Source organism: Prosthecobacter dejongeii (genome assembly GCF_014203045.1).
In the GTDB taxonomy this organism is placed as follows: Bacteria; Verrucomicrobiota; Verrucomicrobiia; order Verrucomicrobiales; family Verrucomicrobiaceae; genus Prosthecobacter; species Prosthecobacter dejongeii.
This window is the reverse complement of the sequence record NZ_JACHIF010000001.1, coordinates 1,085,057-1,102,014: the sequence shown is the minus strand read 5'-3', so window position 1 is coordinate 1,102,014 and position 16,958 is coordinate 1,085,057. Positions and strand designations below refer to the sequence as shown.

11 protein-coding genes and 1 pseudogene are annotated in these 16,958 nt (G+C 55.0%); 8 read left to right on the top strand and 4 right to left on the bottom strand.

Annotated elements, in window-relative coordinates:
- Positions 1 to 24 precede the first annotated feature (24 nt).
- From HNQ64_RS04355 to HNQ64_RS04345, 3 genes are read left to right on the top strand one after another with little or no spacing between them, the layout of a single operon-like run.
- Positions 25 to 1,467, top strand: coding sequence for a trypsin-like peptidase domain-containing protein (locus tag HNQ64_RS04355; RefSeq protein WP_184205722.1), 1,443 nt, complete (start codon positions 25 to 27; stop codon positions 1,465 to 1,467).
- 36 nt (positions 1,468 to 1,503) lie between these two features.
- Positions 1,504 to 5,250, top strand: a complete 3,747-nt coding sequence (locus HNQ64_RS04350; protein ID WP_184205720.1) for a WD40 repeat domain-containing protein — start codon at positions 1,504 to 1,506, stop codon at positions 5,248 to 5,250.
- Complete coding sequence (locus HNQ64_RS04345; protein ID WP_184205718.1) at positions 5,247 to 5,723, top strand: cupin domain-containing protein; 477 nt, start codon at positions 5,247 to 5,249, stop codon at positions 5,721 to 5,723. Before HNQ64_RS04350 ends, HNQ64_RS04345 begins: the two co-directional genes overlap by 4 nt.
- 11 nt (positions 5,724 to 5,734) lie before the next feature.
- Here the strand turns inward: HNQ64_RS04345 and HNQ64_RS04340 are convergent, their stop codons facing one another.
- The 4 genes from HNQ64_RS04340 to HNQ64_RS04325 all read right to left on the bottom strand — a co-directional run bounded on the left by HNQ64_RS04340 (position 5,735) and on the right by HNQ64_RS04325 (position 9,757).
- Positions 5,735 to 6,985: a hypothetical protein gene (locus HNQ64_RS04340; RefSeq protein WP_184205716.1), complete on the bottom strand. Its 1,251-nt coding sequence runs from the start codon at positions 6,983 to 6,985 to the stop codon at positions 5,735 to 5,737.
- A 119-nt stretch (positions 6,986 to 7,104) separates the two neighbouring features.
- Positions 7,105 to 7,986 (bottom strand): L,D-transpeptidase, encoded by an 882-nt coding sequence (locus HNQ64_RS04335; protein WP_184205714.1) that lies wholly within the window; start codon positions 7,984 to 7,986, stop codon positions 7,105 to 7,107.
- 39 nt (positions 7,987 to 8,025) lie between these two features.
- Positions 8,026 to 8,688, bottom strand: coding sequence for an HAD family hydrolase (locus tag HNQ64_RS04330; protein ID WP_184205712.1), 663 nt, complete (start codon positions 8,686 to 8,688; stop codon positions 8,026 to 8,028).
- Positions 8,689 to 8,731: 43 nt separating this feature from the next.
- Positions 8,732 to 9,757 carry an alpha/beta hydrolase family protein gene (locus HNQ64_RS04325; protein WP_184205710.1) on the bottom strand — a complete coding sequence of 342 codons (1,026 nt, stop codon included), beginning with the start codon at positions 9,755 to 9,757 and terminating at the stop codon, positions 8,732 to 8,734.
- A gap of 169 nt (positions 9,758 to 9,926) precedes the next feature.
- Between HNQ64_RS04325 and HNQ64_RS04320 the strand changes: the two genes are divergently transcribed.
- From HNQ64_RS04320 to HNQ64_RS04300, 5 genes and pseudogenes are all read left to right on the top strand, one after another.
- Entirely contained in the window at positions 9,927 to 10,409 is a 483-nt protein-coding gene (locus tag HNQ64_RS04320) for a hypothetical protein (protein ID WP_184205708.1), read from the top strand.
- 177 nt (positions 10,410 to 10,586) lie between these two features.
- Complete coding sequence (locus HNQ64_RS04315) at positions 10,587 to 11,858, top strand: TolC family protein (protein ID WP_221305327.1); 1,272 nt, start codon at positions 10,587 to 10,589, stop codon at positions 11,856 to 11,858.
- A 20-nt stretch (positions 11,859 to 11,878) separates the two neighbouring features.
- Positions 11,879 to 12,484 (top strand): RNA polymerase sigma factor, encoded by a 606-nt coding sequence (locus HNQ64_RS04310; RefSeq protein WP_184205704.1) that lies wholly within the window; start codon positions 11,879 to 11,881, stop codon positions 12,482 to 12,484.
- A 32-nt stretch (positions 12,485 to 12,516) separates the two neighbouring features.
- Complete coding sequence (locus HNQ64_RS04305; protein WP_184205702.1) at positions 12,517 to 15,702, top strand: efflux RND transporter permease subunit; 3,186 nt, start codon at positions 12,517 to 12,519, stop codon at positions 15,700 to 15,702.
- A gap of 28 nt (positions 15,703 to 15,730) precedes the next feature.
- Positions 15,731 to 16,950, top strand: a pseudogene (locus tag HNQ64_RS04300) (DUF3570 domain-containing protein).
- Positions 16,951 to 16,958: the final 8 nt, after the last annotated feature.

The following is a 16,958-nucleotide window of genomic DNA, read 5'->3' as shown; positions in this document are numbered from 1 at the left end:
GCATTCTTCGACTAGTTAAAAACTATGCTGACCCGGTATCTTTTTTACTTTCTCTCTTTCGTTTCAGGAGTGGTATCGGCCGATTCTTTGGAGCGAACCGGAAGCTTAGAGGCGCAAATTTCACGAGATCACGCCCCACTACTTGGGGGCGGGCAAGTTGTTCTCAGCTACGCGGATGTTGTTGAAAAAGTGAGAGATAGTGTAGTGACCGTTTTTGTCACTCAGCAGAAAATTGCTGAGCCTGAGAATTCATCGAGTGAAGGCAATCCGTTTGATCTTTCCCAGAAGAAACGAATGGAGGCAGAGCCGGAAGATGAGGCCTTCAAAGGAAGTGGTAGTGGCGTGATTATTTCGTCTGAAGGATGGATCATCACCAATGCTCACGTGGTGAATCAGGCAGACAAAATCAGTGTTCGGTTGCGCGGGCAGGAGACGGATATCGAGGCACTGGTGGCTGGGATGGATCCAGCTACTGATATTGCGTTGCTTAAGATCCAGCAGCCCACATTGAAAGCAGCGACTTTAGCTGACAGCCTGCGTGTGCGGCCAGGTGATGTGGTTTTAGCGATAGGTAGTCCCTTTGGATTGGAACAGACCATTACGTTGGGCATCATCAGTGCTACGGGTCGTGGTGCTTTGGGTCTGATTGAAGGTGGAATGGAGGATTTTATTCAGACAGATGCGGCGATCAATCCTGGCAACTCAGGTGGGCCCCTCTTGGATGGTCTAGGAAGGGTCGTTGGCATCAACACAGCACGCTACTGGGGCGACAACATAGGCTTTGCGGTACCCGTGAATTTGGTCCTAAAAGTAGCCAGTGATTTGCATCGTTATGGCTGGGTCGTACGTGGATTTTTAGGGGTGCATACTTTGGAGGTCACACCCAAGTTGATTGAAGATCTAAAGCTTCCCAAAAAGGCCAAAGGTGTTCTGGTCAAGAGCGTGGAAACAGGTGAGGCTGCTGACTTAGCGGGATTTAAGGAGGCGGATCTGATTGTCGAAGTCAATGGCCGTAAGGTGGAAAACGGCATGAGATTTCGCTTGGGGCTGGCGAGCTTGCAACCGGGAGACAAAGCGACTTTTGAGGTTCTACGTCAGGGGCAGAAGATTTCACTCCAAGCGATTATGGGAGAGCCGCCAGAGTTAAAAAGACTCCAGGCGGAGAAGGCACAAACGCCCGATGTCGTCGAATGGGCTCCAGGCCTTTGGGTGGCCGAAGCGTCACGCGATTGGAAAATGCGCTTCAAACTGTCACCTCAAGTCGCTGGTTTGATTGTTACCCAAGATCTAAAATCAAAAGATGGCACCACCCAACTAAGAGCAGGTGACCAAATTCTCCTTATCAATGGACAGCCCGCGCAAAACCACGCGCAGGCGAGGAGCCGACTGGCGACCTTAAAGGCGCCAACGTTATTGTTAAAAATCCGCAGTGGCCAGGAAGAACGTTTTATCGCGATTCCGCGCTAACGCTGGCGAATTTGCATCAAAAACCCCTTTCTATTCATGCAGTCCTTTTACCACGCTTTTTTGTTAACTGCCCTCTTGTGGCCCTTGTCTTCGCTAGCTCAAAGTCCGGAGGTACCGCCTGCGGATTGGAAGCTCGAATTTCTGCCGAGAACAGCACCTACGTTGCTAGGGCATCTGGGCGAGCCGGAGATCGGCTCCTTACTGCCTGAGCGCGAGCCGCGAATGGTCTGGCATCCGAGTGGTCGTCTTTTTGTCTCCAACAGTGAAATGTACATTCCTGAGGAAGAGGTAGTGATCCAGGTCTGGAGCACGCCGACACCTACCTTGCCAGCGAAATGCAAAGGGGCCCTCAACGCAGGCGGGGGCTGGGCACTTTCTACGGCAGGGAATCGGCTTTGTGCGCAAGCATATAAACCAACCGAAAAGAGCCCTTACCTAGATTCGGACGAGTATTTGGCGGTGAGTTGTTTTCGCTTCCCAGAAGGCGTCCGAATCTGGAAGCATGCGCTGAAGAAGGAGGAAGAGCTGGTGGCCACTTGTTTCAGCACGGACGACAAGAAAGTTCTCGCTGCTACGCAGCAAGGCACCCTCTGCACGCTTCGTGTGCTGGATGCGGAAACGGGTGTTGAAGAGAGCCGATTGGTGGTGCCCGGTAGCCAGAACCGCTTTCCCTCGCCGGAGTGCTTGGCAGCGATCGGCGATGAATTTGTCATGCTTCTGAAGCCTCAGACTGAAGATGCTCAGATGTTTCAAGTGAAGTTGAATCCACTAAGGTTAGACCCTGGTCCCTTCAAAGGCGTTCTTTTGGACAACATGCGCCGTTTAGTGGTAAGTAAAGACGAGCGTTATTTGGCGATCTTCGGCGGAGAAAACTATGAGGTTTTACAGGCCACCAAAGGAGGTTGGGAGTCTTGCTTGGATGGTCGTGTGCGGGATCTTTGGGCCGATCATGGCAGTTTTCTCACGACGAGTATCTTTTCGCCCGATAGCCGTTGGCTGTTCGTTTCTACTTCGGAAGAAGCCAAGGTGATTGACCTTGCGGCCCAAAAGGTGGTCAAGGAACTGCCGGGAGGAGAGGGAGCTGCTTGGTCACCCGATGGCACAAAAATCCTTGTGATGGAGCATAGCGGCATCGGCGTCTTTGATACGAGCGATTGGAGCTACCGGCCATCCGTTGAAAGTCAGCATGATTGCCCTGTTTTGCAGGTGAAGTTTATACCAGACGGCAAGACTTTGGTTTCGCGTGATCATAATGGCCTCATTGTGTGGGATGTGGAGACACGCAAACCACGGGCTTTACTTCAAGGATCGCGAAAGACCTGTCATTTTGACTCCTTTGTTCTGGCCAATGGTGGGCAAGATATCATTGCGGGAGATGGTTGGGATTACCTGCGGTGGACCTTGCCCTCCGCGGATATCCCACCACCGGGAAGACCTGAGAAAAAGATGGGCACCCTGGCTTTCGGAGGGGTGTTAAACCCAGAGGAGCAACACTCTCACCAGGGACTTTTTGCTGATGTGACGGGCCAGCGCATCATCACGGCGACGACCGAGGGGATCTTGCTCAGGGACCTCTCGAGATTGGGAACGGTGAAGACTTTGTCCTCTTTGCGGGCCAAGAGATTTTCAGCCGATGATCACCTCGTTTTTTTGGATTCAGAGAATGTTTGCGCCCATCATTCCAATGGGGAGGTCTCTCATTTAGACCTCAAATCGGACGAGTTGACAAAACTGGCTGAACACAAGGGTGCAAACTATTCTGGTCTGTGGCTACCAGGAAGGGAGTGCTACGTTTCCATGAGCGGTTCAGCCATCTTGTTTATCCACGCGAAGACGGGGGCTATCACGCAGACTCTCAGGCCAAGACGAGGGGGAGCGTTCTTTAGTCCCACCTTTGATCGGGGGGGACTGGGATTCGCTGTCACCCCAGATGAAAAAATGGCAGCTGTGTATTTGGTGGATCTTAGCAGGTCTCAAAAGTTTGTGAGCCTTTGGGACATTGATAGTGCCCAAATGTTAGCCCTACAGGAACTGCCCGGAATGGATGTGAATTGTTTAGACTTTTCTGCAAACGGGAAAGTTTTAGCGATTGGGCATCAGAACACGGCGATTTCACTCTGGGATGTCAGCAAACTTCTAAGTCTTGCGCCGCCGCCTGAGCTGCCAGCCCGCACTTCTACAGGTTCTAGGCAGAATTTGCAGCTAAGTGTCGTGACCGAGGGGCCGATGGAGCCTCTACCCGATGCAGACGGTCATCAATGGTCCTTTCATGCAGATGGCTCCTGCTCTGTGGCCGAAAGATTGCCTTCATTTGGCAGCCTCAAGGTCAATGGGAAGCCCTTTGTGAGTCGAGCCGTTGCATACCTGAAAAAGGTAGGCAATGAAAAGGTCGCCACTCCCTTTTCGCTGGATCGCCAAGGTGAAATAGAAGGTGAAGGAGTGTGGGTGAATCGGCACCTAGGTTTGCACTCCCTATTCATGACCACTGGGACCGTCGTGCATGCGGTGGATGGCTTTACCAACACGACTGATAGGACAGCGAAGGTCGACATCAGTTTTGAGATCCAATACCCTGGAGATAGTCAGGGTATCATGACCGCGGCAGAGACGCCTCTGAAGATTCCGCAAGATGGTCAGTTTTCTTTGGGAGCGAATGATCGTTGGCTGGCCCCTACAGATTCAGGCAAAGTGGGAGAGACACTGGTGGCCACTCGTATTCAGGCTTTGGTCAAAAAGGAATCACCCCGTATGCACTGGCACATGGTGGATAAAAAACTTCAGGTCATCTATTCGGCCGAGATTCCACCGGGTGAGACACGTTGGTTGATCCATGGGGTGACCTTGGTGAAGCGTTACGCCGAAGGGACGATCAACGCCATCACGGGATTTCCTGATCATGCCGACGTTGGCCATTACGTACCAGCAGGTAATGAATCGCAGGGCCTGAATTTTGGCCGACCCGATTTGTGGAATCCAGAGCATCAAAAAGGCCCATTACCCTCGACTATGGTGTGGTCCTCGGCTGATCCTAAACCTAAGCCGGAAAGTGATGGTCTAGGACTGACCTGGGAAATGCAATATGATCATGGTCGGTACGGGGAACTGGGGGCAACATCCGTGAATCAAATTTGGTTCGATGGACACCCTGCTCGAATGACTGTAGGCCAAAGTTTGTTGCATGCTCATTCCAAGGGTCAATTGGTAATACCCCCGTCAATTGGGCTCTATGACCCGTTGTCCAAAATTAGCGTGTATCGCAAAGATCAAAATCTAGAAGGTGGTATTGCAACCGTGTGGCAAGACCGATTCTACCATGCAGGGCAGGAAGCACAGACCGTGCGTGTCAGCTACGTTACCACCTTTCGGTCCCCCGTGATTGAAGTGTGGGATGCGAAAGGCCAAAAACATTCGGTGGCTGATTTTAAAGGCAGCGCCTTAGGGCTCGGTGGAGCCAGTGCTTTTGTTTTGGAAGGCGAGCAGCAGCCTGCGACTCTTTTGGCCTTTCATCGCGAGGGCGCGGCCATTTGTCCCACAGTCCGCTGGCTTGGACCCCGAGCGATTGCGCTAGATTATGAATTTCGCCTGGAACCCAAAGTGCCTGTAACACTCCTCCATGGGGCCTGCCAGCGACCTCTAAAAGCCTTTGGTGGTGCTCTTCCCGCGTTCGCGGATTGGTTGCCCTTAAAGCTGCTACCTTCCCCTTCAGCGCCTAGTTCAAAGACAGGTCAAATTGCTGTACAGCCCGTCTCGATTTTGAATTATGTAGTGGATCCATCCCCATGACTCGCATTCAATCTGACGATCTTCCCTGGACCTCGCAAAATTCACCCCAGGGGAAGTATGGCGTGCGCCGTCGTTCCCTTTCTCAGGCGACGGGTGGGGCAAAGGATACGGGTACCTGGGGCGGTGGGCATCCGTTTGAGGTGGAAATCCACCGGGTGCCTCCGGGTAAGGTGAATTTCCCTTTTCATGAGCACTCAGCTCAGTGGGAGGCATACTACATTTTGTCTGGCTTTGGCGTTGTGCGGAGCCCAAAGGGCAAAGAGGTCATCCAGGCGGGAGATTACCTGGTGTTTCCTCCTGGAGAGGCGCACCAGATCCACAATCACGGTGAGGAAGACCTCACCTTCATGGTCATCGCGGATCAGCCGCAAGCAGACATCATACACTATCCTGAATCGGGCAAGTGGCTGATGAAGCCGCAGAAGAAGTGCTTCCAGATGAATGAGGTGGAGTACTTTGCTGGGGAGGAATAGGCGCGGGCGGCTCAGAGGCCTTGGCCTTTTTGAATGGCGTTGGGGCTGGGTTTGGCACTCGTCCAATTCGAAAGCCCCGCGTTTTCTCGGGTGGACTGCTTGGCTTCCTTCTTCTCCGGTTCAGAGGCCAGATCAGACGAGGAAGAACTGCCGCCTAACTGAGGCTGCGGGCGGGCAGCGCCAAGAACGATGCCAGAGCGTGCGGGTCTTTGCTGCTGCCCCCTATCGAGATCGCTGGGATCCGCAGCTAGCAGATCCGCCTGCAACTCGGCATTGGCGGCATCAGCCCGGAGGGCCGTTTGAAGCTGGGGCTGATCCATCTTCTGCTGGAGTGTTTCCAGCCGCGCGCCTGAAACGCGTAGGGTCACTTCGTGATCGGCTTTTTCTTCTTTAAGGTCCTTGGCTTCCTGCTGTAAGCCTTCCAAATCCAGCAAAAGGTCTGCTTCTTTCAAGGGACTAAGATGGGGGTCCGAGAGCGCTTCGTGACAAGCAAGTGCTGCGGAGCTATTGACTTCCAATTTGGCATCGAGTTCCGCAATCGCTTGTTTAGCGGGAGCGATCTCGAGTTTCTCGATAAGAGCGGCTTCAAAAACGGCACGTTCTGTATCCACCGAGTTGCCACCGACAGCTTCGTCAGCCAGGTTTTTGGCCAAATTTTTCAGATTGTCTGTGTAGTCCTTCCCTTTGTAAGTGGTGTCATTTTGGGCTGCTATCAGCGCATCGAAAGTATCTTGGCTGAACCTGGCTTGATTCGGAGTGACCAGACCCTTCATGACTTCTTCGGCAAAGGCAGTCTGTCGCAGTTCTTGGTGGTGGTTCGCCTGAATCATGGCCGCAGAGTTGTGTCCCATGGCTTGAGCCCTTTCATACTTCGCGTGGTTGAGTTGAGCTCCAAGCTCGCTCACTTCCGATTTACGCTGCCAGCCAGCCGTGTTCTTTTCGTTCTGAAGTGCCTCTCTCAGGCTCGTAGCCTGTTGCTTGTGTTGCTCGCCTTCCTGCCCTTTGGCCCGACCATAGGCATTCCATTCATTCGCTTTTTCCACGTGCACATTTGAGGCGTCTGCGGCCTTCATCATTCTCTCGGACGCCTCTCGGATTTGTTCTGCTGTGGGGGTGATTTGCAGATCTTGAGCTGTCTTCATCAGCACATTCTGCATTTGGGCGGGGGTGATTTTTTGATTCTCGATGTTACCCTTCAAATAATGGGTCACGTTGTCAGTGCTCGCTTGAAGCCAGTTTTTAAATTCTTGTTCGGTAGCCATGGGAGAAGATCAGATGAGCTACCAATACCCGTTTTTGCAGAAGATGTGACAGCTCCGATATAAACAAAAAACGCAGTCCCTTTCGAGACTGCGTCGTTTTGAAATGCTGGAGCAGGCCCTTACTGTTGCGGGGCAGGAACAGCAGGTTTCACCTCTTCGGTGGGAGTTGCTGGAACCGGGGTCGGGGTTGCGGCGGGAGCAGGGAGGGTCGTGATGACGGAGCTGCCGGGAGCGGGTGTGCCTGCGGCAGGTGGGGTATCGGGGCCAGGGCCATTGGGATCATCAGGGGCCAGGGTGGTGGCGGCTTTGACGGCGGCCTCATTGGCCTTGGCTTTGGCTGCGGCTAGTTTGGCGGCGTTGGCTTTGGCCTTAGCGTTAGACTGCTTGATGTAGGTGGCATAGTCTGGACCGCTGCCGACGATGGTCACGGGCGTGCCGACGGAGACGTTTTTGAAGATGGTGCCAGCAAATTTGGACGGTAGGCGGATGCAACCGTGGGAAGCACGGCGGCCAGGGCGCGGGATCGGGCCGATGTGCATGCCCACACCATCGCCAGTGAGGCGCATGAAGTAGGTCATTTTCGCGGCTTCAAAACGGCCTCCAGGGGGCAGCAGATCGCGGCCTTGTTTAAAGTCAGAGTTCACCAGCTTGCCATTGGCATCGTAGCCCTTGCCATAAAGATTGGAGACTTTGTCGGCGACCTTCTCCATGATTTTGAATTCGCCCGTGGGGGTGGGGAAGCTGGTGATGCCGGTGGCCACGTAGGTCCAGCCTATTTGGTCTTCGCCGTTGTAGAGATAGGCTTTCTGCTCATCCACATTGATCTTGATGGAGGAGATGCTTTTGCCTTCGCCCTGCCATTCGAAGAGGCCCGTGGGCTTTTTGGCAGGCTCGACCACCGGCGGTGGAGGGGCCGTGGGAGTCTTGCAAGAAGATAGCCAAAAAGAGGCTGCCAGGACGGAGGTCTGGGCAGCGATTCGCAGGATGCGGGTGGAAACCATAATCAAGATTCTACGCGCAGCTCCCGCCGCACTCAAGGATCAGCATGATTTGTCGTAGATTTCGAGCAATTCGCCCGGTGTTGAAATCACGTAGGTGGCTCCATGTTCGGTCAGCTCCGCGACGGAGCGAAAGCCCCAGTCCACGCCGATGCCGACCATGCCGGAGCTTTTGGCAAAGGCCATGTCAATGCCGGAGTCTCCCACGTAGGCGCACTCCTCCGGGCGCAGTCCCAAGATAGTAGCGGCCTCGTGGGCCCCTGCGGGGTCGGGTTTGCGGGGCACCTCAGCCCTCTGGCCCAGGATCAGTTCAAAGCAGTCGCTGCCAAAAAAGTGCTCCGTCATGGGAACGGTGAAGCGATGGGCTTTGTTGGAGATGACGCCGAGCTTGAGGCCTTTCGCCTTCAAGGCCGCGAGGACCTCGACGATATGCGGATAAGGCTGTGTCTGTTCCTGCCAGTGGATGTCATAAAAGGCGCGATATTCCTCGGTGCAGAGGCGGATCATTTCCTCACTGCGGGCGGTTTCTGGAAGAGCACGTTCGACCAGTTTCTCCATGCCATCTCCCACCATTTGTTTGAAGATGCCCGCATCTTTGCAAAGAGGGTAGCCGCGAGCTTCGAGCATGCGATTGATAGACGCCGCGATGTCTGCCAGGGAGTCAATGAGGGTGCCGTCGAGGTCGAAGATAAAGGCTTTCAGCATGTCTCTGTGAGATGGCGCGGGATGCGGGGTACTTCAAGGATTGTCACAGGCCAGATTTTGTCTCTGCCGCGCCGCTGACGGGCATGGGTGTGGCAATTTTCCAGACAGCAGGTTTCCCCTTTTGCTGCTGCGCCAACCAGTTGAGCGAAGGCGTGTAGAGGATCTCATGCCCCCCTTCAAAAAGGGTCACACGTGCGTTGGCGGAAGTCTTGCGAAACAGGACGACCTTGCTGCCATACAGCGGGTCGGCCTCGGGTGCGGGCCAAGTGGTGGGCCTTTGCTGGGTGTCATAGTACGCACGAATTTCCGTCTCCGGCAGGGGGGAGTCCACCACCCGATTGAAGGCTAACAAACTATGCCGAAAAGGAACGCTGCCGGTTCGGCCATCATGAATGCCGTGATTCAGGTCCAGCGGCACGTCTTTGGCTCTCGCGAGATGCGTGAGGGGAGAGCGCTGGGCAGCCTGCGTGAGCAAAGCTCCAACAGGTGCTCCGCCGAGCGCCAGCTCAATGTGACGCGCATAGTTGTCAGGCACGCCATTTTTTGAATGCTCAGTGTGCCAAGCGGTGATGTCACTGATGCCGCACCAGGCGGAGACACCGGCCCAGATTTCGGGATGCCTGCCTGCCATCTGCATGGCCATGTGGCCGCCGCCGCTGACGCCGATGAGGTAGATGCGGCTGGCATCCACATGCTGAGTTTTTTGCAGATGGGCTACGGCATCTACCACATCCTGCACGGCCAGGTCACTGCCCATAGCTGCGGGGGTTTGATTGGGTCCGCGAAAATTGGGATACACAAAGTGCCAGCCTTGATCCATGCACCACTGCGCATACACACGTCCATTGGCAGCCTGCTGATAATCCCCGCTCCAGGTATGCAGACCGACTAAAAGCGGGCGTGCTTCTTGAGTGGTGGGAGACCAGGTCAAAGCTGGCTGGGGCGACTGATCCGCAGTGCTGGAAATCTGGATCACAGCCACTTCAGCCTGCCAGCCGGGTAATGCCGAATGAGCCTGGTAAAGGGAGCCTCCGATGAGGACGGAACAAAGAGCGATGAAGCGCGTCATGGAGAGTAAGGTGACGAGGGAGATAAGGTCTTCAAGGCTGGAACATCTTCCCTGTCAGTAAGTTTGCGAGTGAGTATCAAATTCAGCCTAACATTATCTTTTGATCATGTTGCAACATCTCATTGCCACATTGCGTTAATTGTTGTTAGATAACTAAGTAGTTATATTCATGAAACTGCCACACCGCATTCTTGCCAGCCTCTTGCTGATGGCCTATGCCATCACAGGCACGGCGATCATGCCTGCGGTGATGGTGATGATGGCGAATCTGGATGGGAGCCATGGTGTGCAAGTTCAGGAGTCTGAAACAGGCACCCAACTCGTCTTGCGGCACTCTGCCGGGCACTACACGCCTCGAGTGGAAGACCACTCGGAGAATTTGGCTCGTGTGCTTGTGAGCATGAGCGCGTCTGATTCACATGGCGATCATAGTTTGGTCTCCGCTCATGTAAAAGGCAGCATCACTTCCGCTCGTGATCTATTGGAGTTGATAGTCAAAAGCACACCCGCGCTGAACTACACAGCGACAGCGTGTTTGATTATTTCAGTCCCTTCTCCGGTGCGGCATGATCCGCTACCGTTTTACCTCTCGGCTGAGAGGGGTCTGCCAAAGAGCAGGCCTGTGCTGGCAACGGTCCAGCTATTGATTTGAGCCAAGTCATAAGTGCGTTCAATCAGGTCTTATAGCCTGATCTATTCCGCATAGTTCGTTAGGCTCCTTACTCGCCGGTATCCCTGTGGCCAAATTTCTCCGGGGCCACAGCATGGGAAGTCCATGCCTGCAGCCCGTCCGGCCGCTGCCCGCCTTCATCATTTGCTTTCTGTTCTCATGAAAATTTTGTTTTTTCACATGGCTGTTTGGTTACTCGCCATAGCACCTCATCTCTCGGCTTTAACGCCTGTCTTAACCTCCAACGATCTCGCTGCGGAGGCGCTGGAAAAGAACCCGGAAGTCCGCTTCTATGAAGCCGAAATAGCCGCAGCGCGTGGTGGACGCCAGTCGGCTGCACAGCGGGCAAATCCAGAGCTTTCCATGGAGCTCGGGGGCATGAGCCTCGCCAGTCAAAAGGAGGGGCTGGTCTGGCGGGCTCAGATCGCCCAAGTGTTTGATTTTCCAGGGCGCATGGCTTTGCGTAAAGCCATTGCTGAGCGGGATATCACCTTGGCGGAATTGGGGCTGCAGCAGTTCAAATCTCAGTTGGTCAATCAAGTGCGGGCCTTGAGTGGAGATGTGGTGTTGCTTCAGCGTAAAGAGCAGGCAGCCCGGGCGGTAAGAGAGAGGCTGGAGGCTTTGATCGAAGTCCTCGTGCAGAGAGATGCGGGATCTGTGAGTGCCTTGCTAGAGAGGCGCATTCTTGAGGCGGCCTTGTTGACGAGTGATCGTACATTGACGGATGCAGCCAAGCAGGCACAGGAGTCCAGTGCAGCGCTCAATGTCCTGTGTGGTCGCCCACCTGAGGCGGCTCTGGCGCTGGTAGATCCATCTGCTCTTTTTCCCCAGGTGCCAGGTCTTGAAAAGCTGAAGGAGCAAGCGGCACGGAGCAATTTCGATCTTCAACAGAAGCGCCTTCAGGTGGCGAAGCAGGGGCTGAAGGTGGACCTGACGAAGTCGGAACGCTGGGGGAACATCAGCTTTGGTCCTTACATGGCGGGCCAGCATGCGGGGGGCACACAGATCGAAGGGGGATTTGCTTTTTCCATTCCCCTGCCCCTCTGGAATAAGAACAAAGGAAACGTCGCCACGGAACAGGCGCGCACGCTTCAGGCGGAGGCTCTTTTGCTGGCCACGCTCAGGGACCTGGAGAGAGATCTCGCCATAGCTCGCTCCGCGTATCTGGCGGAGTTGGCAGCGCTGGATCATTGGCGGCCTGAAAGCGAAAAACAATTCCAAGAAGCTGCCATTGAGGCGGACCGGCACTTTCGCCTCGGCGCTGTACCTGCTGCGACTTATGTCGAGATGCAGCGTGGTTACCTGGATGCCATGGACGCCCTGATCGAAGGACGACGCAATGCCTGGAAGCACCGCATGGAGGTGGAGCGGCTGACCGGAGCGCCTCTAGCACAGAAAAGCGAGTCTCCCCGTGTGGCCAAAGAAGGATGATTTTGACCTAACCAAAGATCATGAAAAATTTTGACGATTTCACAGGTGATCCTCAGCAGAGCTGCCTTTTGCTACTCTCGCGGGCCGTGGCGGGGGATATGGAGGCAGCGACCTTGCTGTACCCACGCAGTGTTCCCTCACTTTGTGCATGGTTAGCCCAGCGCCTGCCCCATCCGTTAGCGGAAGAGGTCGCGCATGATACCTTGCTAAAAATCTTGCGCACTGGCGTGCAGCCTCCGCAGGGAGAGTCCTTTCTGAGTTGGCTTCATTCCGTGGCGTGGCAACTGGCTGTGCAGCGGCTTCGGGAAGAGAGAGAACGGATGCAAAAGGAGCAGGAGTTCGGGCAGCATCTCCAGTTGATGAATGTCCCTGCGGCGGAGCCTGTGGAGCAGATGAAAGTGCTGGCAGCTTCCCTAGCGGCCTTGCCTCAGCGTCACCGCAAATTACTGCGGCTCTATTACTTCCAGAAACAGACCAGTAAAGCCATCGCCAAGGCGCAAGGCCGCACGCGCAGTGCGGTGGCGGTGCAGATTCACCGCATCTGTGAGCAGTTGCGTCATGAGACGAAATCCGCACTGCACCGCACCTTTCAAAGTCCCTTGCCTGGTTCCTCTCAGTTCAACTGAGCCGTGAGAACCTCCTCTCCATCCCTGGAATTATGATCACTTCCATTCTCGAATTCTCACTTAAAAATCGCTTTCTCGTCATCATGGGGGCCTTGCTGCTCTTGGCTGCCGGGATCTTTTCCGCGCTGCATCTGCCCGTGGATGCCGTGCCAGACATCACCAACACTCAAGTCCAGGTGAATACGGCGGTGCCTGGACTGGCTCCCGAGGAGACGGAAAAACTCGTGACGTATCCTTTGGAGCTGGCACTCGCCGGTATCCAAGGGGTGGAAGAGTTTCGCTCGCTCACAAAGTCAGGACTTTCGCAGGTCACGCTGGTTTTTCGCGATGGCACAGATATCTTCCGGGCACGGCAGCTCGTCAGTGAGCGTCTCGTGCAGGTGGAATTACCGCCGGGTCTCAGTCCGCAGATGTCGCCCATCAGCACTGGCTTAGGTGAGATCCTTTACTACACCCTGGATTTTCAAAAGGAGGCCCCGGCTCGTAAGCAACCCAGAGAGCGCCAGCTCATGGAGTTAAGGGAAGCTCATGACTACATCGTGAAGCCTTTCCTCCGTACGGTACCGGGCGTGGCGGAGATCAACAGCAGTGGCGGTTATGAAAGACAGTTGGTGGTGCTGCCAAAGCCTGAATCGCTGGCACAGGCAGGTCTAACCTTCAGTGAGTTGGCAGTCATCATCGGTCAGAATGTGGACAATGCCGGCGGCGGTGTGATCGAGCGTGGCACAGACCGCATGCTCATCCGCGGCGTGACGAAGGTGGCCAGCGCCGATGACATTGCCAACCTGCCTGTGAAGTTTGCAGCGGGGGTGGAACCCATCCGCGTAAAAGACCTCGCAGAGGTGAGCATCGGTAGCAATGTGCGCACTGGCTGTGCAGTCGAGAACGGGGAAGAAGCTGTGCTGGGGACGGTGATGATGCTGGTGGGGGAAAACAGCCGCATCATCAGCAAGCGGGTGGAAGAAAAACTAGCCGAATTGCAAAAGAAACTGCCTTCAGGGCTAGAGTTGCGAATTCAGTATGCGCGCAGCGAGGTGGTGGACCGCACGATTGATACGGTGAAGCACAACTTGTTTGAAGGGGCTATTCTCGTCATTGGTGTATTGCTCTTTTTGTTAGGCAACTGGCGTGCGGCCCTTATCGTGGCGCTTGCCATTCCACTGTCGTTCTTGTTCGCACTCATCGGCATGACCTTTGGGGGAGTCTCCGGGAATCTGATGTCACTCGGAGCGGTGGATTTCGGTCTCATCATTGATGGGGCGGTCGTGATGGTGGAAAACATCGTGCGTGTGTTGGGAGAAAAGCAGCATTCCCTGGGCCGGCGATTGACGGCGAAGGAGCGCTTGGCCGCTGTGAGGGAGGCAGGGCAGCAGGTGGGGAGCCCCATGTTCTTTGGGGTGCTCATCATCACTCTGGTTTACTTGCCCATCCTGGCATTGACCGGAATCGAGGGGAAAATGTTTCATCCCATGGCCATCACGGTGATGCTGGCTCTGGGCGGCGCCTTGGTCTTGTCTTTAACGCTGATGCCTGCGCTTTGTTCCCTGCTGCTCAGCGGTCATATCTCTGAGAAGGATAACTTCTTCATGCGCGGAGCCAAGGCCGCCTACGCACCGCTGCTGGGGTTGGCTTGGAAAACGCGCTGGGGAGTGGTGGCTGCTGTTCTGGTGCTGCTGGGGGGCACAGGTCTCATATTCATGAGCTTAAAGCAGGAGTTCGTCCCTACCCTCAATGAAGGTTCTTGGACAGCCATGGTTTACCAGCCGGCTAATACCAGCCTTAAAACTTCCCTGGAGCGCTGCATCAAAACGCAGCAATACCTCATCAACAAAGTGCCTGAAGTCACCCGCACTTTTGCCCGTGTGGGCACCAGTGAAGTGGCCACAGACCCGATGTCTCCGGGAGAATATGACCTCTACGTCTTTTACAAACCGCAGTCTGAATGGCGTCAAGAAAAGGGACAACCCGTGAGCCGAGACCGCCTGGCGGAACTCCTTCGTGAGGAACTGGCCAGGGAGGTGCCAGAACAAGACTATGATTTTGCCCAGCCTATCCAAATGCGTTTCAACGAGATGCTGGAAGGTTCCCGAGCGGATTTGGCCGTGCGCATTTTTGGTGAGGATTACGACAGGATGGAAAAGATCGGCGGGCAGGTGAAGGCGCTGCTGGAGGGGCTGCCCGGCACAAACAATGCGGAGTTTGAGACCCAGGGGCGGGTGCCTGTGCTGGAGATCCAGGTGGATCGTGCAGCGATGCTGAAGTTCAATGTCGAAGCGGCGGAAGTGAATGCGGCCATCACCACTGCCATGGCTGGGCATACGGCAGGCACGCTCATGGAGAATAATCGTCGTCGCAGCATCGTGGTGCGACTGCCAGAATCTCTGCGCAATAATCCGGAGGTGATGAAGGCCCTCCCTGTGCGCACGCAGGATGGCGGCTTGATCGCGCTGGGGCGCTTGGCCAGCTTCGTGGAGGTGCCTCAAGTGGATGCCATCGGTCGTGAAGAGGGCCACCGCCGAGTGGGTCTGAATGTGGATTTGGCAGGGGGGACCGACTCGGAGGCCTATGTGACTTTGGCGCGTCAAAAGATCGCAGAAACGATGCAGATACCTGAGGGTTACCGAATTGATTTTGGAGGGCAGTTTGAGCACTTGCAGGAGGCCCGCGCACGGCTGGCCATTGTGGTGCCACTGGCTCTGGTGCTGATCTTCGTGCTTATCCACGCCACGTTTAAAAGCGTGATGCAGACGCTCATCATCTATACCGGCATTCCTCTCGCGATCACGGGTGGTGTTTTGGCTTTATGGTTGCGGGGTTTGCCGTTCAGCATCAGTGCGGCTATTGGTTTCATCGCACTGTGTGGGGTGGCAGTATTGAATGGCGTGGTGTTGATCAGTTGCTTCAACCAACTGCGCCATGAGGGCCGCAGCGCAGAAGCTGCTGTGGCGGAAGGCAGCCTGCAAAGACTGCGTCCCGTGCTCATGACGGCTCTGGTGGCCAGCTTGGGTTTTATACCGATGGCCTTAAGTGAGGGAGCGGGTGCCGAGGTGCAGCGGCCGCTCGCGACGGTGGTTATCGGCGGCATCGTCAGTAGCACTTTCCTCACCTTATTCCTGCTGCCTCTCCTTTATCGGTGGGGAATGAAGGACCAGCCCGCTGCACGTCATTCCACACAGCCCGCAGAGGTGCTCGCATTATCTCTAGTGCATGCGCCGTGAGTCAGACACACCTTAATTTTTTCCCATCATGTGCACTCCTCCTTCTGCATCGCCAGACTCCTCTTGGAAGTCCTTTCTTCGAAAGCCTGGCATGAGAAAACCTCTCGCTTTGGCACCCTTGCTTTTGCCTTCCTTGGCAGTGGAGGCCGCAGAGCGTTTGAAGTTCGATACCAGTTACCAGATCTATGATGAATCCAATGGCCGGATCAATGTGGAGTCGTGGTATTTCCGGGGGGAGATGTACCTCACGGATCAGACCGTCTTTCGGTACCAGTTTTTGTCAGATGCCATCAGTGGGGCTTCACCCACTGGGGCATTGCCGGGGGGGTGCAGCCTTTCCTGGCGGACCTGGAAGATGTGCGCAATGGCATCCTCGGTGCGTTATCCCAGCAGATCGGTGATCACCGCGTGGAACTGGAGTTATCTCGCAGCAAAGAGAGTGACTACCTCTCGAATGGAATATCCTTGAGCGACCGCTGGGAACTGAATCAGAAAAATACCACCTTGGCGTTTGGGTTCAATTATTTGGACGATTCGGTGAAGGTCTTCGGCCTCGAAGACCAAACGAAACGAAGTTATGACCTTTTCATGGGCCTCACCCAGTTGCTGGATAAAAACACCATCTTGGCGGCCAATCTCACTGTCGGTTATAGCGAAGGTTACCTGAACGATCCGTATAAAGCCATTCAAAGAACGGACATCGTTTCATTGCCAGATGGTGCGGGCGGAATGATAGACATTCCCACAGTCAATTTATACCGGGAGAACCGACCCGACAGCCGGCTGCGGGGTGTTTTGCAAATGCAGGGCACGCATTACTTTGACAAAGTGCAGGCTGCCCTGGATGCCACGTTGCGACTGTCTCAGGATGACTACGGCGTCTTCTCACAGAGTCTTCAGGTGGAGTGGCGGCAAGGTCTGTGGGACCGGCTGGAGGTCACACCTTTCTGCCGATACTATCGCCAAAACGCGGCAGATTTTTTTTATCGGACCTTGGATGAGGTGCCGAACGCCACGCCTGAAGAATACCCTGCGGGAAAGGGGCCTCACTACTCGGCAGACTATCGTCTTTCCTCGATGAACACACTGAGTCTAGGCATCAAGACACGTTATCGGCTGACGGAAAACATCGCCCTTTCCGCAGCCTATGAGCATTACGACATGAGTGGCTGGGGCGCTCACCAAGCCCCCGCAGCGGCCTACCCCACGGCCAATATCTGGACCTTTGGTGTGAACATCCAATTTTAAACACGATC

Coding starts and splice junctions, on each gene's coding strand:
- HNQ64_RS04355 (WP_184205722.1), top strand. CDS start 25: ATGCTGACCCGGTATCTTTTTTACTTTCTCTCTTTCGTTTCAGGAGTG.
- HNQ64_RS04350 (WP_184205720.1), top strand. CDS start 1,504: ATGCAGTCCTTTTACCACGCTTTTTTGTTAACTGCCCTCTTGTGGCCC.
- HNQ64_RS04345 (WP_184205718.1), top strand. CDS start 5,247: ATGACTCGCATTCAATCTGACGATCTTCCCTGGACCTCGCAAAATTCA.
- HNQ64_RS04340 (WP_184205716.1), bottom strand. CDS start 6,985: ATGGCTACCGAACAAGAATTTAAAAACTGGCTTCAAGCGAGCACTGAC.
- HNQ64_RS04335 (WP_184205714.1), bottom strand. CDS start 7,986: ATGGTTTCCACCCGCATCCTGCGAATCGCTGCCCAGACCTCCGTCCTG.
- HNQ64_RS04330 (WP_184205712.1), bottom strand. CDS start 8,688: ATGCTGAAAGCCTTTATCTTCGACCTCGACGGCACCCTCATTGACTCC.
- HNQ64_RS04325 (WP_184205710.1), bottom strand. CDS start 9,757: ATGACGCGCTTCATCGCTCTTTGTTCCGTCCTCATCGGAGGCTCCCTT.
- HNQ64_RS04320 (WP_184205708.1), top strand. CDS start 9,927: ATGAAACTGCCACACCGCATTCTTGCCAGCCTCTTGCTGATGGCCTAT.
- HNQ64_RS04315 (WP_221305327.1), top strand. CDS start 10,587: ATGAAAATTTTGTTTTTTCACATGGCTGTTTGGTTACTCGCCATAGCA.
- HNQ64_RS04310 (WP_184205704.1), top strand. CDS start 11,879: ATGAAAAATTTTGACGATTTCACAGGTGATCCTCAGCAGAGCTGCCTT.
- HNQ64_RS04305 (WP_184205702.1), top strand. CDS start 12,517: ATGATCACTTCCATTCTCGAATTCTCACTTAAAAATCGCTTTCTCGTC.